Origin of the sequence: Tenggerimyces flavus (assembly GCF_016907715.1) — a bacterium.
GTDB lineage: Bacteria > Actinomycetota > Actinomycetes > Propionibacteriales > Actinopolymorphaceae > Tenggerimyces > Tenggerimyces flavus.
Genome location: NZ_JAFBCM010000001.1, coordinates 1,625,984 through 1,640,756, shown reverse-complemented (window position 1 = coordinate 1,640,756; position 14,773 = coordinate 1,625,984). Strand labels below are relative to the sequence as shown.

Annotated in this window: 12 protein-coding genes; 4 read left to right on the top strand and 8 right to left on the bottom strand. The window is 69.2% G+C overall.

What is annotated here, in order from left to right:
* Nucleotides 1-9: 9 nt before the first annotated feature.
* A complete protein-coding gene (locus tag JOD67_RS07570) occupies nucleotides 10-1,275 on the top strand; it encodes an ABC transporter substrate-binding protein (protein ID WP_205116558.1) in 1,266 nt (421 codons plus the stop codon).
* Between the two features lie 6 nt (nucleotides 1,276-1,281).
* Here the strand turns inward: JOD67_RS07570 and JOD67_RS07565 are convergent, their stop codons facing one another.
* From JOD67_RS07565 to purS, 3 genes are read right to left on the bottom strand one after another with little or no spacing between them, the layout of a single operon-like run.
* Entirely contained in the window at nucleotides 1,282-2,103 is an 822-nt protein-coding gene (locus JOD67_RS07565) for an NAD(P)H-binding protein (protein ID WP_205116556.1), read from the bottom strand.
* A 48-nt stretch (nucleotides 2,104-2,151) separates the two neighbouring features.
* Nucleotides 2,152-2,820, bottom strand: a complete 669-nt coding sequence (purQ, locus tag JOD67_RS07560; protein WP_205116554.1) for a phosphoribosylformylglycinamidine synthase subunit PurQ — start codon at nucleotides 2,818-2,820, stop codon at nucleotides 2,152-2,154.
* Nucleotides 2,820-3,071 (bottom strand): phosphoribosylformylglycinamidine synthase subunit PurS, encoded by a 252-nt coding sequence (gene purS / locus JOD67_RS07555; RefSeq protein WP_205116552.1) that lies wholly within the window; start codon nucleotides 3,069-3,071, stop codon nucleotides 2,820-2,822. Before purS ends, purQ begins: the two co-directional genes overlap by 1 nt.
* Nucleotides 3,072-3,437: 366 nt before the next feature.
* On the opposite strand from purS, the gene JOD67_RS07550 reads away from it, so the two are divergent.
* Complete coding sequence (locus tag JOD67_RS07550; protein ID WP_205116550.1) at nucleotides 3,438-5,216, top strand: zf-HC2 domain-containing protein; 1,779 nt, start codon at nucleotides 3,438-3,440, stop codon at nucleotides 5,214-5,216.
* Nucleotides 5,217-5,289: 73 nt separating this feature from the next.
* Here the strand turns inward: JOD67_RS07550 and JOD67_RS07545 are convergent, their stop codons facing one another.
* Both JOD67_RS07545 and JOD67_RS07540 read right to left on the bottom strand, forming a co-directional pair.
* Nucleotides 5,290-6,045: a metallophosphoesterase family protein gene (locus JOD67_RS07545; protein WP_205116548.1), complete on the bottom strand. Its 756-nt coding sequence runs from the start codon at nucleotides 6,043-6,045 to the stop codon at nucleotides 5,290-5,292.
* Nucleotides 6,046-6,075: 30 nt separating this feature from the next.
* Nucleotides 6,076-7,494, bottom strand: coding sequence for a sulfatase family protein (locus tag JOD67_RS07540; RefSeq protein WP_205116546.1), 1,419 nt, complete (start codon nucleotides 7,492-7,494; stop codon nucleotides 6,076-6,078).
* Between the two features lie 40 nt (nucleotides 7,495-7,534).
* Here JOD67_RS07540 and JOD67_RS07535 point away from each other — a divergent pair, with 40 nt between their 5' ends.
* On the top strand, nucleotides 7,535-7,930 hold the full coding sequence (locus JOD67_RS07535; protein ID WP_205116544.1) for a VOC family protein: 396 nt from the start codon (nucleotides 7,535-7,537) through the stop codon (nucleotides 7,928-7,930).
* A 57-nt stretch (nucleotides 7,931-7,987) separates the two neighbouring features.
* Here the strand turns inward: JOD67_RS07535 and JOD67_RS07530 are convergent, their stop codons facing one another.
* Genes JOD67_RS07530 through JOD67_RS07520 form a run of 3 tightly spaced genes read right to left on the bottom strand, consistent with a single transcriptional unit; the run spans nucleotide 7,988 to nucleotide 11,372 of the window.
* On the bottom strand, nucleotides 7,988-8,743 hold the full coding sequence (locus tag JOD67_RS07530; protein WP_205116542.1) for an alpha/beta fold hydrolase: 756 nt from the start codon (nucleotides 8,741-8,743) through the stop codon (nucleotides 7,988-7,990).
* A 36-nt stretch (nucleotides 8,744-8,779) separates the two neighbouring features.
* Nucleotides 8,780-9,730 (bottom strand): RNA polymerase subunit sigma-70, encoded by a 951-nt coding sequence (locus tag JOD67_RS07525; RefSeq protein WP_205116541.1) that lies wholly within the window; start codon nucleotides 9,728-9,730, stop codon nucleotides 8,780-8,782.
* A gap of 10 nt (nucleotides 9,731-9,740) precedes the next feature.
* Nucleotides 9,741-11,372 (bottom strand): RICIN domain-containing protein, encoded by a 1,632-nt coding sequence (locus JOD67_RS07520; RefSeq protein ID WP_205116539.1) that lies wholly within the window; start codon nucleotides 11,370-11,372, stop codon nucleotides 9,741-9,743.
* A gap of 151 nt (nucleotides 11,373-11,523) precedes the next feature.
* On the opposite strand from JOD67_RS07520, the gene JOD67_RS07515 reads away from it, so the two are divergent.
* Complete coding sequence (locus tag JOD67_RS07515; RefSeq protein WP_205116536.1) at nucleotides 11,524-14,715, top strand: NACHT domain-containing protein; 3,192 nt, start codon at nucleotides 11,524-11,526, stop codon at nucleotides 14,713-14,715.
* The last annotated feature ends 58 nt before the right edge of the window (nucleotides 14,716-14,773 follow it).

The following is a 14,773-nucleotide window of genomic DNA, read 5'->3' as shown; positions in this document are numbered from 1 at the left end:
GGTAGGACCATGCGGCGCGTAGCAATGTCCGTCGCGGTACTAGCGCTGGCTCTGGCCGGTTGCGCCGTGGGCGGAGACGACGGGGGCTCGCCCGATGCCGGGGGCAAGACCCAGGTGACGTTCCGGCTCTGGGACGACCAGGTCGCGAAGGCGTACGAGCAGTCGTTCGCGGAGTTCGAGAAGCAGAACACCGACATCGACGTGAAGATCGAACTGATCCCGTGGGCTGACTACTGGACCAAGCTCACGGCGGACGTCGGCAGCGGGACCGTCTCGGACATCTTCTGGACCAACACGTCGAACTTCGGCATCTACGCCGACAACAAGAGCCTGCTGAACATCGACGAGAAGCTCGGCGACCAGAAGGCGGACTGGCAGAAGTCGGTCGTCGACCTCTACACCCGCGACAACGTGCTGTGGGGCGTACCGCAGCTGTGGGACTCGATTGCCCTGTTCTACAACAAGGATCTGGTCTCCGCGGCCGGCGTGGATCCGGCCACGCTCAAGTGGTCGCCCGAGGGCGGCGCGGCCGACACGTTCCTCCCGGCGGCGCAGAAGCTCACGAAGGGCTCCCAGTTCGCCTTCAACGCCTCCTACGACGGGCAGTCGATCTACTGGGACTTCGTCGGTTCGAACGGCGGCGTGTGGCAGAACGGCGACGCCTATGCGTTCAACACGCCGGAGAACGTGAAGTCGATCCAGTACATCGTCGACCTGATCAACAAGCATCACGTCTCGCCGTCCGCCGCGGACACCAATGAGAACGGCGACAAGGTCCGCGATCTGTTCATCCAGGGGAAGATGGCCCTGTTCCAGTCGGGCCCGTACAACCTGAAGAACATCCAGGAGGGCGCGCAGTTCGAGTGGGGCATCGCGCCGATGCTGGAGGGTCCGGCCGGTCGGGTGTCGGTCGTGCACGGCGTCGCCGCCGTGGGGTCCGCGAAGACCAAGCACGCCGACGAGACCGTGAAGGTACTCGAGTGGATGGGCTCGGCCGAGGGGCAGAAGGCGATCGCGGAGGGCGGGTACGCGTTCCCCGGCGTCACCGCGGCGCAGCAGGGCTTCGTGGACTACTGGTCGAAGGAGGGCGTCGACGTGAAGCCGTTCATCGACGCGGCGTCCGGCAAGACCATCCCCGCCCCGATCGGCCCGCGCGCGAACGCGGGAGCGACCGCGGTCGAGCCGATCCTCAAGGAGGTCTTCCTCGGCCGCAAGCCCGTGGCCGACGGCCTCGCCGAGGCCGAGAAGGCCGGCAACGAGGCCATCAAGCCGTAGCTGAGCTCAGCGGGTGAAGGAGGCCGCGTTCTCCTTCACCCATTGGGCGTACGTCCGGGCCGGCACACCGGTGACCTGCTCCACGGTGGGCAGCGGGGTGTAGGCGGCCTCGGGCGGGTTCGTCCGCACCATCCGGAAGTACTCGACGTCGGTGTCGGAGAACCCCGCCGCCCGCCAGCTGGCGACGACCTCCTCCTCGGTGAGCTCGACGAACGCGATGTCGCGCCCGAGCCCCTCACTGATCGTCCGTACCTTCTCCGGCGGGGTCAGCGCCTCGGGACCGGTGAGGAAGTAGTCCTGCTTCGCGTGCCCGTCCGACGTCAGGACGGCCGCGGCGACCGAGGCGATGTCGGCCTCGTGCACCATCGCGCTCCTCATGGTCACGAAGCCCTCGCGTACGACGCCCTCGGCCTTGATCGTCTCCGCCCACTCGAGTGTGTTCGCCATGAACTCGACCGGGGAGAGGAACGTCCACTCCAGCGGGCTCGCCTCGACGGCCACCTCCACCGGCCCCTTCTCCACGTCGCCACGCAGGATCGTCGCCTTCTGCACGCCTGCGGACACGGCGAGGTCGACGATGTCGGGCGCGTTCGTCAACGGCTCGTAGTCGGAGCCGAAGCCGATCAGGTGCAGGGCCGTGACGCCCGCGAACGCCTCGGCGAGGGTCGAGACGTCCCCGAGGTCGCCCGCGACGACCTCCGCTTCGGCGGGCAGGTTCGCATGCGGCGGGTTGCGGGTGAGCGCGCGAACGCGGTGGCCGGCGGACAGCAGCTGCTCGACGAGCGGGCGGCCGACGTTCCCCGTGGCGCCCGTGATCAGGATGGTCATGCCGACGACGCTACGAACGATTCCGGCCATCAAGTGGCCGGAATACCGTCAGGACACGGCGACGCGAAGCACGGAAGTGAAGAAGCCGAGCCCATCGGTCGTCGGCCCGACCAGCGTCTCGATCGCGTGCTCGGGGTGCGGCATCAGCCCGACGACGTTGCCGGCCTCGTTGCAGATGCCGGCGATGTCGCGGTACGAGCCGTTCGGGTTGCCGTCGAGATACCGGACGACGACCTGCCCCTCGCCCTCGAGCCGATCCAGCGTCTCGTCGTCGGCGATGAAGCCGCCCTCGCCGTTCTTGAGCGGGATCACGATCTCCTGGCCCGCGTCGTACGCGCTCGTCCAGGCCGTCGACGCGTTCTCGACCCGCAGCCGCTGGTCGCGGCAGACGAACTTGCGCCGATCGTTCCGCACCAACGCGCCGGGCAGCAGGTGTGACTCGCAGAGGATCTGGAAGCCGTTGCAGATGCCGAGTGTCGGCATCCCGCCCTTCGCGGCCGCGATCACCTCGGTCATGATCGGCGCGAACCTGGCGATCGCGCCGCAGCGCAGGTAGTCGCCGTACGAGAACCCGCCCGGCAGCACGACGGCGTCCACACCGCTCAGCGACGTGTCGCCGTGCCAGAGCGCGACCGCCTCAGCGCCGGCCGCCCGGGCCGCGCGCTGGGCGTCCCGGTCGTCGAGCGAGCCGGGGAACGTGACGACCCCGATCCGCATCAGCCAGCCGCCTCGACGCGGACGGTGAAGTCCTCGATCACGGTGTTGGCGAGCAGCGTCTCGGCGGCGCAGCGGACCTCGGCCAGCCGCTCCTCGGTCAGCTCGCCGTCGACCTCGAGCTCGAACCGCTTGCCGAGTCGTACCTCGGAGATCCCGGCGAAGCCGAGCCGGCCGAGGGCTCCGTGGACGGCCTGACCTTGCGGGTCGAGAATCGCCTGCTTCGGCATCACGTCGACGACGACTCTGGACACAGGTGAGCTCCTCTCACGGATTCGCGGACAGCGTATCCATGGCCACGGGATGGACCGCGAGGACGGTAGAGATGTCCGCTTTTACCAGATACATCCAGAGTCTTGAACACAATCTGTGGTGACTTCATTGCACAGAACCACGAAATCTTGGGTTTTGGCCTTCCCAGCGAGCATTCGGGCCGCTAAGTTCCACTTCTCGTACCGTCACTCTTCCCCACCGCATGAACACATTCCGTAGCCATTCCCATAGTACGTCCTGAGGCCATGACTAAGAGTGTTCCTGATCCCACTGAACGCAATGGGAGACCCCGTCACGCGGCGCCTGAACACGCGCCGGACGACGCCGTCTTCCTCGATGCGTCCGGCTTGCCCGAGCCCGCCCCTGTCTCCACCTCGGTGCCCACCGACGCGGAGCTGATCGCCGCTACCCAGGACGGGAACACGGCAGCGTACGCGGACCTGTTCGGCCGCCACCAGGCGGCCGCCATGCGGCTCGCCCGCCTGCTCACGCGGAACCGCGGGAACGCCGAGGACCTCACGTCGCTCGCATACACGCGGACTTTCGACGAGCTCTACACCGGCGTCGGCCCAGAGGTCGGGTTCCGTACGTACCTGCTCGCCGCCGTCCAGTGCCTGCACGAGGACATGGTGCGCGCGGCCGGTGGCGAACCCGACAGCGAACCGCAGGCCCTGGTCCCGGCCGAGGAGGGAGCGGCCGGGGCTTCGGCTGCCGGAGCTTTCGCCGCACTTCCGGAACGTTGGCAGGCGGCACTGTGGCACACCGGTGTCGAGGGCGAGAGCGCCGCGAAGGTCGCTCCGCTGCTCGGGCTGAGCCCGCAGGGCGTCGAGGCGCTGGCGTACCGCGCCCGGGAGGGGCTGCGGCAGTACTACGCGCGGCACCACCTCGACGGTGCGCACCCGAAGCGCTGCCGGGCCACGATCGGCCGGCTCGGCGCGTACACGCGGGAGGGGCTGACCGACCGCGAGCGCACGCAGATCCGCCAGCACCTGGAGAAGTGCGAGCGGTGCACGGTCCTGCACGACCAGCTGTTCGCGATCAACACGCGGCTGCCGGCGCTGCTCGGACCGGTCGTGCTCGGTACGTACAGCACGGGGTACCTGAACGCGACCGAGACCGAGCGCGCGACCTGGTCGGCGGCGTTCGTCCGCGTCCGGCACGCGTTCTCCCGGACGCGCGGGATCGCGCTCGCCGGCGCGGCGACGGCGGCCTCGGTGGCGCTGGTCGCGTGGGCGGCCGCGACGTTCGTGAACGGGTCGACCTTCCCGTCGCTGCAGCAGGAGATCTTCGCTGAGCACGGCGCCGGTTCCTGGCGCTATCCGCCCGGTGGCGTGCAGACGCTGGCGCCGATGGCGAACTCGGGGAGTGGTACTTCGCCGTTGGACATCGGCGGCAAGATCGGCTCGGGACAGGCTTGGTTCGCCGACGCGATCGTGCCGCGCCCGGGCTGGGGTGGGTCGGGGCCGATGCCCGTTCCGCCTCCGCCGAATCCGGGAGAGCCGCGGCTGCCGTACCCGTCCGACCCGCGGCCGGGTCCGACCAGCCCTGGTGGGCCTGGGCCGACGCAGCCGGGTCCGACGGACCCCCACCCTCAGCCGACGGATCCGCAGCCGGAGCCGACTCCGACGACGAACACGCCGGGGCCGGAGCCGACCTCGCCTTCGCCGACTCCTCCGGATCCCTCGCCTACTCCCACGGACCCTTCGCCGACACCGACGGACCCGGAGCCGACGCCGACCGATCCGGAGCCCACTCCGACTGATCCCGAACCAACGCCGACTGATCCCGAACCAACGCCGACCGATCCGGAGCCCACTCCGACTGACCCGGAGCCCACTCCGACTGATCCCGAACCAACGCCCACGGATCCGGAGCCCACTCCGACCGATCCGGAGCCCACTCCGTCGGACCCCGAACCGACTCCGACGGATTCCGACCCGACCTGCAGCCCGAACGGCTTCAACGCTCCGACGGAGCCGAGTGGCGGTACGTCGCTGCCGAAGCCGGCTGGGGATGCTCCGGCGGACTGTCCCGAACCAAGCGAGTCACCTTCACCCACCAGCGGACCCGCGTGGATGGCGACCGGCCCACAGCCGATCTTCGTTCTCGCGCCCGGGTCCCCCTGAACGGATCGGCTGCGGCCTCTTGCGGTTTGCCGGCCCACCTGCCGCCAAGAGGCCGTAGCCGATCTGCTGTCTTCTATGTCCGCCCGTCACGCGGGCCAAACGCGATGATCGCGTCCGCGTCGGAGTTGCGGGCGCGCACGTACTCGTCGGCCCACGCGGCGGCCTGGGGATAGGCCGAGTCCTTCGCGATGCGCTCGCAGGCGGCGTCGTAGTCGTACTCGGTCCTCCTCAGCGTGACGGCCCCGCGGTCGCCGAGGAGGGCCCAGTGCGCGCCGGGTTGGCCGTACGGCATGCCGATGCTGCCGGGATTGACGACCAGCCGGCCGTGGGCCAGGCGCAGGAACGGCATGTGGGTGTGGCCGCAGACGATGGTGCGGATGTCGTCGTCGAGGTCCTGGAAGACCTCGGTCCATCTGTCCAGCCGTGAGTCGACGAGCACGACCTCTTCGTCGTTGCGCGGGGTGGCGTGGCAGAACCGGACCTTGCCGAAGCCTTCGAGGTCGAGGGTGACCTGCTCCGCGCTCTTGTCCAGGCGCTCGACCTGGTCGCTTCTGAGTTGCTGGCCTGCCCAACCGGCGATCGCGTCGGGGATGCTGGTCGCGCCGCCGCGGGCGGCTTGGACGAGCTCGCGGTCGGCGTTGCCTCGTACCCAGACGACTCTGTCGCCGAGCGCCTCCAGGCGGTCGAGCGTCTCGACGGGTTGCGGGCCGGCGGCGATGTCTCCGGTGAGCACGAGCTGGTCGGCTTGCTTTACCGCTGGCTCTTCGAGCACTGCCTCGAGCGCGGGGAGGACGCCGTGGATGTCGGAGAGGATCGCTACGTTCGCCATGCCGGTCAGCCTTGCTGGTGCGGGTGTCGGTCAGGAAGGATCTTCGCTCTCAGCGTATTCGTTTGCGTGTTCGATTCCTTCGTGCCAAGCTTGGCGTCGAGCTAGAAGTCGCTCCACCTCCGCGGGGTGGTCGGCAATGAGGTTGCGTGTTTCGCCTAGGTCTGTGGAGAGATCGGTGAGCCAGAGTCCTGGCCCCGTGTCGGTGTGTTCGGTGCGGCGAAGCGCTTCTGAGTGAGGTCCGTCGTCTGCGTGACGAAGCTTCCAGGTGCCTTCGCGCACGGCCCATTGGAAGCCGCAGTCCCAGAAGAGGGCGTCGTGGCCTTGTGCGGTGACGTCGCCGCGCAGGCCTGAGAGCTGGTTGATGCCGTCGCTGTGTTCGTGGCTGCCGTCCTGCGCACCGGCCGCCGCGAGCAGCGTCGGGTAGAGGTCGAGAGTGCTGACGAGCTGGGTGTACGTACGGCCGCCGTCGACTCCGCCGGCGGGCCACCGTACGAGGTAGGGAATGCGGATGCCGCCTTCCCAGAGCGTGTACTTGGTGCCGCGCAAGGGCTGGTTGACACCGAAGTTGCAGGTGGAGCCGCCGTTGTCGGTGATGTAGACGACGATGGTGTTGTCCGCGAGATCGCGGTCGTCGAGTTGGTCGAGGAGGCGCCCAATCTGGGCGTCCATGAGTTCGAGCTGGGCGAGGTAGTAGGCGCGCCCGTTCGGTAGGTACGGAGAGATGGCGCCGTCGTACCAGTCGACGTAGTCGTTGACGCTCTCGTCCCAGTCGCCGAACTTGGCGAGGCCGCGGCGTTCGAGCTCGTCGTCGGGGAGCTGGAAGCAGAAGTTGTGCACGGCGTTGAACGCGAGCATGAGGAAGAACGGTTCCTGCTCGTGTCGGGCGACGAAGTCGCGAGCGCGGCTGCCGAGCTCGTCGGTCAGAAAGCCTTCGAGCCCGACCTCGTCATCGCCTTCGAGGAGGGGTTGGACGGCCATGCGCCAGGAGGCTTCCTGGCCGTAGCGGTCGACCGACTCCTGGGAATGGTGCAGGTAGTTGAGCCGGCCCATCTGTTGTCCGGCGAGGCCGTAGTAGGTCTCGGCGAACCCATGGTGGGGCGGGCAGGCCCGGTCGCCGCGGCTCTCGGGTCCGTAGTGGACCTTGCCGAGGTAGCCGGTGGCGTAGCCGAGTTCTTGGAATCGTTCCGCGAGCGAAGGGAGGTGATCGGGGAAGCGGCTGGAGTCGAACCAGCGGGCACCCCAGCGCTGTTGGTACTGGCCGGAGATCAGGCCGGCGCGCGACGGGCTGCAGATCGGTGCGGTGACGTACGCGTCCGTGCAGGTCACTCCGCCAGCAGCGAGCCGGTCGAGCGCGGGCGTGCTCACGTCGGGATCGAGCCCGAGCGCACTCCGGTCGGCGTAGCCGTGGTCGTCGGAGACGATGAGGATGACGTTCGGTCGCTCGCTCATGACGTCTCATCCTGTCGGAATCGCCTTGTACGGTGCGGGGATGACCGATGCTGGCCGGCTGCACCACGTCGAGCTGTGGGTCGCCGACCTCGCCGCGACGAAGGCGTCCCTCGGATGGCTGCTGGGTGAGCTGGGCTGGGTACCGTTCCAGTCCTGGGACGCCGGCTGCAGCTGGCGGCTGGACGCGACGTACCTCGTGGTCGAGCAGTCGCCCGCGATGGTGGCCTGTCGGTACGACCGCCTGCGGCCCGGCCTGAACCACCTCGCGTTCCACGTGGCCAGCGCCAGCGAGGTCGACCGCTTCGTGGCCGAAGCCCCATCGCACGGCTGGACCCTGCTGTTCGCCGACCGCCACCCCCACGCCGGCGGGCCGGACACGTACGCGGCCTACCTCGAGGACACCGAGGGCCTCGAGGTAGAGCTCGTCGCCCCCTAACGCTGGGCGGCTCGATCGCCACGGCGATGGGCGACAGAGCCGCCGTCTCGTCGCCTCCTAGCCTGCGGGCTGGGCTCGCCGGATCGGCATCATCGGCGCGGGGTCCTCTGTCAGGAAGCTCGTCAGCAGCCCGGCCAGCAGGTCGGGCTTCTCGAACAGGACGAGGTGCGAGGTGCCCGGCAGGATGGCGAGCTGGCCGGCGGGCAGTGCCTCGTACAGCGCGACGCTGTGGTCCAGTCGCACGAGGTCGTCGTCGGCCGCCACGACGAGCGTCGGACAGCCGATCCTCTCCACCTCGACCCGCGCCGACGTCTGCGCGAGCTTCGCGAACTTCTCCAGCACCACCGGGAAATGGTCCCGCCCGTCCGGCGACACCTCCGCGTACGCGTCCACGACCACAGCGGGCATCTCGCCTGAAGGATCGGGCAGGAAGATCCAGCCGGACGTCTCGAACGCGGTACTGATCAACGCCAACCGGCTGACCAGGTCGGGACGAGCCAGGGCGACGAGCTGCGCCACGACTCCACCTGCGGAGTAGCCGGCCAGCAGGACCGGACCGCCGACCACGGTCGAGATGAACGACACGACGTCGGCGACCAGGTCCTCCGGCGTCACCGGACCCGGCACATCGGGCGTCCGCCCGTGCCCACGGCGGTCCGGCGTCAGCACACGGAACGCGGGCGTCAGCGACCCCAGCAGCATCCCGAAGTCGTGCGAGTGGCTGAACCCGCCATGCAGCAGCACGAGCGGCGGCCCCTCGCCAGACGCGGAGTACCAGGTACGGACGCCGTTGACGGTCACGTAGTCGGACACGATGGTTCCCTTCGAGAGAGACGAAGCCTTCGTGTCCTAGTACGAAGCCGCCTCCCGCAACTCATCGGTCAGCTTCAACGGAAGTCCGAACAGCGGAAACAGGCCGGTCCCGTTCAGGTGCACTGTCTCACCCGTGACCAGCCCACCCGCGGTCGTGAACGTGACCAGCGCGAACGGCCCGTCCGGCCCGTACTGCGCATACACCGGCGCCCCGTTCGCCAACCCCGCCGGCACCAACACGGTCGTCCGGCACGAGACCTCCGCCCCCGCCGCCAGCAGCGTCTGATGGATCGCCGACCGCCCACGCAACCACCACAGGAACGGCGGCATCGTCATCGTCGCGTCCTCGTGCAACAACGAGACCAACGTCTCGATGTCGTACTCACGAAACGCCCGCACATACCGCCGCATCAGGTCCTGGTGCGTCTCGTCCAAAGCCGTCACCGGGCCAGCAGCGGGCCGCGTCGCGAGCGTCGCGCGAGCCCGCTGCAAGGCGCTGTTGACGGACGGAACGGTCGACTCCAACAGCGCAGCGACCTCGTCCGCGTGCCACGCCAGCACGTCCCGCAGGATCAGTACGGCCCGCTGTTTGGGCGGAAGGTGCTGCAAGGCAGCGACGAACGCCAGCTGGACCGACTCCCGCCGCACCAGCACGTTCGCGGGATCGAGGATCCGCTCGTCCGGCATCGGCTGCACCCACGCCTCGTCGGCCAGCGGCACACCCAGCGGCGTCCCTGGAGCGACCGGCGACGCCAGGTCCATCACCACGGCCCGGCGCTGCTTGCCACGCAGGAAGTCCAGGCAGACGTTCGTGGCGATCGCGTACAGCCAGGTACTGAACGGCCCGCGCCGCGCGTCGAACGCGTCGGCCTTCCGCCAGGCGCGGACGAACGTCTCCTGCACCGCGTCCTCGGCCTCGAAAGCCGCGCCGAGCATGCGGTAGCAGTAGCCGGTCAGCGCGACCCGATACTGCTCGAAGTCCTCCACAGCTCCGAACCTAGCTGGGTCGGCGCTCCAACCGCCAAAGCAGCTGCGAACGGTCCGCACACGCGGACACCACGACATCGGCTCCCGGCGCCTCCGAGCCGTCCACGATGTCGAGGCAGCGGCCCGAGACCGAGTTCTGCACCCGGTAGGTGTCCCGTCCCACGTTCAGGAACCGCCACTTCTGCGACGCCCGCCCATCGCACACCGTCTGCCGAACGTCGGAGCCCGTAGGCACGTCCGCGCAGTGCCCAGAGTTGCGCGCGGTCAACGTGAACACCCCACGCCCAGCCGGTTCGACGTGGAAGTCCTGCGGCGGCTGGTCGTTGCAGATCCACACCGCGATGTTCGCGTCCGGCGCCGGGGAGCCGCCCGCGATGTCGAGGCAGTGCGCGCTGCGTACGTTCACCAGCCGGTACCAGGCCGGCGGCAACGTCCGCACCGCCCCCGACCCGGCCAACGACGAGGTAGCGAAGTAGCCCGCGCAAGGCCCGCCCTCCGGCGGCTCCGCGGTCGTCAGCTCGAACACGCGCGTGCCATCGGTGGAGGGCAACAGCGTCGGGGTGTAGTTCGGGCAGACGGCGTCCCGCGCGTTCGGCACCGAGACGGGCGACGGCAGCTCGTACCAGTTGCCCAGGCCGTTCTCGGTGTTGACGAACATCGTCTTCCCATTCCCCGCGGACACCGCACCGGAACGGTCCTGCAGGATCTGCCCGATCAGCAGCAGCTTCCCGCCCGGCGCCGTCGTCAGGGTCGGCGTGTGCGTGAAGTACTTCCCGTCGACCGTCATCGGCCGGGTGCCGAGATCAGCCGGATCGCCCCAGTTCCAACCGTCGGCCGATCGGCGCAGCCGCACGTCACAGTTGTACGGCGCCGCCATGCCGCAGATCTCGTACGTCATCAGGTACGAGCCATCGGGCAGCTCCGCGACCACCGGCATGCCCGGCCGGTAGTACCCGATCGGCGTCTTGACCGTCGACGACCTGGCCGACCACGTCACACCGTCGGTCGACACCACCCGCGCGAGCGTCTGGCTGTGCGCCGGCTGCTCGGTCTCGTCCGCGAAGTGCACGACCAGCCGGCCAGCGGCGTCGATCGACAGCTCCGGTTCCCAGACGCCGAGCCCGTTCGGCGCGGCGAACGGCGTGGAGACGAACGTCCACGTCCGCCCGACGTCATTGCTCTTCCACAGCCGGAGCTGCGCCTGGCCGACGTTCCGCCCCATCGACGACGCCCACAGCAGCGTGCCGGCCGGCATCGTCCCGATGGCGCGGGGCAGCTCGAAGATGCTCGAGCAACACCCGCCGCGCGGCGCCGCGCCCCACGAGTCGGCGACGCGGCCGACCTCGCTGAACGAGCGACCGTCGTCGAGGCTCTCGAAGATCACACCGGTGTGGCTCGGCGTGTCCGTGACGACCGAGACCAGGACCCGGCCGTTCGCGGCGCCGGAGTGCTCGAGCCGGATCGAGCGCGGATAGAACGTGAGCTCGTTCATCAGCCGCGTACCCGTCGGCTTCGCCGCGGCTGGCGCGGCCATGGCATCCGGAGCGGCGGCGGGAACTGGAGCAGCGGCGGCTTGCACGGAAGAAGTGAGCAGGCCGAGGGACACAAGCACCGCACCCACGAGGGGCAGCCGGGACCGCATGGGGGACCTCCCGAGGTTAGGCGTGGCCCACACGCTAGAAATCGTTTACCGAATCGTCAACGTTGGAAACTGACCTAGCCCGGCCAATCGCCTGCGGGTACGTTGCCCCGCAAGCCAAGCTCGAGCCCAGGGAGTGGAAGGGAGCAGCGACGTGACGGGGGTGGAGACCGCCGCGGTGGCGTTGGGCGCCGCTGTGGTGCGCAGCGCGGTGAAGCTGTGGCTCGGCGACCGCACGATCGCCGCCGATGTCACGGCCAAGGCCATCGAGCTGCTGTCCGGCCGCATGACCGGCGCCCTCGAACAACGCCGCACCCGCCGGGTGTTCGAGCAACTCGAAGAGGTCCTGGCCGAACGACTGCAGCCCCTCCTCACGTACGAGTTCGGACAGCTCGACGAAGCCGAACGCACCGCGGCCGTCGATGCCGTCAGGCGGACGTTCGACGAGGCCGCGCTCACCGACGAGGACCTGTTCGCGTTCGACCTCGACGCCGGCTACCTCGACCGCTACCTCCGCCGCGCGGTCCCCGACATCCACAGTCGATTCGCCCTGAACGAGGCCGGCAGAGCCTTCTACGACCGCCTCCTCCGCGAGTGCTGCGCCTGCCTCGTCCAGCTCACCACCACGCTGCCCACGTTCCAACGCGGCGCGCTCACCGAGCTGCTGAGACGCGAGTCCGAGGTCCTCGAACGCACCCGCACCGTCCTCGCCAGGCTCCCCGAGCGCCGCTCGGTCGACGACTTCGAGACCGACTACCGCGGCCAGGTCGTCACCGCGCTCGACCGGATGCGCTTCTACGGTGTCTCGGTCGCCGAGCAGAGCCGCCGCTACTCGCTGTCCGTCGCGTACGTCGACCTCACCGTCTCCACCGACGAGTTCGCCGGGCCGCCGCAGAACGACCCGACGTTCGCCGAGCCCACCGACTCCGGCGCCACCATGTTCCAGGCCGACGAGCTGCTCACCCGCACCTCACGGCTGCTCATCCGCGGCGAGGCCGGCTCCGGCAAGACCACGCTGCTGCAGTGGATCGCCGTCAGGTCCGCCACCGACGGACGGGTCCCATTCTTCCTGCGGCTGCGGCACTACGTCACGGAGCAACTGCCCACGCCCGAACGGTTCCTCGCCGAGATCGGCCGCCACATCGCCGACGAGATGCCGCCCGGCTGGGTGCAGCGCGAGCTCCGCGGCGGGCACGCGATCGTGCTCATCGACGGCGTCGACGAGCTCCCGCACGAACGCCGCCGGGACGTGCACACCTGGCTGCGCGAGCTGGTCGACGCGTTCCCGGCCGCGCACTACGTCCTCACCACCAGGCCCGCCGCGATCGAGCCGGACTGGCTCGGCGACCTCGGGTTCGCGATCGCCGACCTGCAGCCGATGACGCCGACCGACATCCGCGGGTTCGTCGCGCGGTGGCACGAGGCGATGCGCCTGCAGTCGGCCGACGTGGACGAACGCGAGGATCTCGAACGGTACGAACGCGAGCTCGTCGACGCGATCATCGCCCGCCCACCGCTGCGCCGCATCGCGCAGAGTCCCCTGCTGTGCGCGCTGATGTGCGCCCTCTACCGCGACCGCCACGGTCAGCTGCCCGACGACCGGATGGAGCTGTACGAGGTCACGCTGCAGGTGATGCTCGAACGCCGCGACCTCGAGCGCGGCATCGCGCCGCCGACCGGGCTGTCGAGGACCGAGAAGTCCCTTATTTTGCGGGACATCGCATACTGGCTCGTCCGCAACGGAAGGTCGGACGCGGAGCGCGTACGGGTCCGCGAACGCATCGCCGCGATGCTCGTCGCGATGCCGCAGGTTCGCGCGACCGTCGACGAGGTGTTCCGGCATCTGCTCGAACGCAGCGGCCTGCTGCGCGAACCGATCGCGGGACAGGTCGACTTCGTCCACCGTACGTTCCAGGAGTACCTCGCGGCGAGGGCCGCGGTGGACGCCGACGACATCGGCATCCTGGTCGAGCACGCCCACCACGACCAGTGGTGGGAGGTCATCATCATGGCCGCCGGCCACGCGTCCCGCCGGCAGCGCGAGGAACTGCTGACGGCGCTGGTCGAGGAACAGATCGACGACCGGCGACAACGCGACTGGCGCGACCTGCTCGCGCTGGCGTGCCTGGAAACCTCACCCCAGTTGGACGTTGACCTCCGAGCACGGATCGAGAGCCGCGCCGGAAGGCTGCTGCCGCCGCGCTCGATGGAGGTCGCGGACTCGCTCGCGGCGGGTGGGGAGTTCGTCCTCGACCTGCTCGCGCGGTCGCACCCGAGATCGGCGCACGAGGTCGCGGCGACTGTCCGGGCGGCAGCCCGCATCGGCGGCGACAGCGCGCTCAGACTGCTCGTCCGCTTCTCCAGGGACGCGCGGCCGCCCGTGGTCGAGGAACTGGTCGACGCGTGGAGTCACTTCGACCCGGTGGAGTACGCGGAGACCATCCTGCGTCAACTTCCTTGGCCAGAAGGCAATCTGAACATCTCCGACCCCGCACTGGTCGCCGGCCTGCCGGCGTTGAAGAGCCTGCGCGAGCTCGACTGCCGATTCCCCACAGGGCTGGGGGATCTCGGCTTCGTTCGCGAGCTGCCCAACCTACGGACGCTGGCGCTCTCCGATCCTGCCCGCGCCGACCTGAGGGCGCTGACAGGGAGCCCGCTGGAGACGTTGCGGATCGTCCGGCTCGGAACGGCTCCCGTGAACCTCGCCGAGCTCGTGGGAGCCAGGCAGCTGAAGAGGCTGAACGTGCACGTTCCGTCGATCCACTGGGGAAGACTGGCCGAACTGCCGCTGCTTCAGCGACTCCAGCTCGCCGCGCCGCCCGGAGTCGACGAGCTCGCCGACCTCGCTCCGATGAGCCAGCTCACCAGGCTGATCGTCGAGGACCTGACCGACCGCTTCGACCTCACGGATCTGGAGTTCCTCGCCAAGCCGGACACGTTGGGCCTGATCAACTGGGCCGATCTCGTCGACCTCCACGGGGTCCAACGCTGGGCGGACTCGCTTGTCAACCTGTGGTTGCGCGACTGCCCGTTCGTTCACATCGACCAGCTCGCCCACCTGCAGAACCTCACCACCGTTGACCTTTCGGGGACTCAGGTCACCGATCTCACCGTACTGGCGAGCCTGCGGCGGCTGCGGCGGGTCCGGCTGATGCGGATGCCGGAACTCTCGCTGGCGCCGTTGCGCGACCTGCCCGAGCTGACCTCGCTCTATCTGCAGGACAGCGGCGACGTCGACCTCAGCCCGCTGGCGGGCAAGGAGTCGTTGACGATCTACGTCACGCGCCGCCAGACCACCACCGGCGCCGAGTGGCTCGGCGAGGGCAGCAAGCTGGAGAGGGCCTAGCGGTTCGGCTCGTCGAAGAAGCCCAAACCGCACACCCGTTGGCGCACGACAGGCGGTG

Excerpts from the sequence above, each read along its gene's own strand:
- JOD67_RS07570 (WP_205116558.1), top strand. The coding sequence starts at position 10 with ATGCGGCGCGTAGCAATGTCCGTCGCGGTACTAGCGCTGGCTCTGGCC.
- JOD67_RS07565 (WP_205116556.1), bottom strand. The coding sequence starts at position 2,103 with ATGACCATCCTGATCACGGGCGCCACGGGGAACGTCGGCCGCCCGCTC.
- purQ (WP_205116554.1), bottom strand. The coding sequence starts at position 2,820 with ATGCGGATCGGGGTCGTCACGTTCCCCGGCTCGCTCGACGACCGGGAC.
- JOD67_RS07545 (WP_205116548.1), bottom strand. The coding sequence starts at position 6,045 with ATGGCGAACGTAGCGATCCTCTCCGACATCCACGGCGTCCTCCCCGCG.
- JOD67_RS07540 (WP_205116546.1), bottom strand. The coding sequence starts at position 7,494 with ATGAGCGAGCGACCGAACGTCATCCTCATCGTCTCCGACGACCACGGC.
- JOD67_RS07535 (WP_205116544.1), top strand. The coding sequence starts at position 7,535 with ATGACCGATGCTGGCCGGCTGCACCACGTCGAGCTGTGGGTCGCCGAC.
- JOD67_RS07520 (WP_205116539.1), bottom strand. The coding sequence starts at position 11,372 with ATGCGGTCCCGGCTGCCCCTCGTGGGTGCGGTGCTTGTGTCCCTCGGC.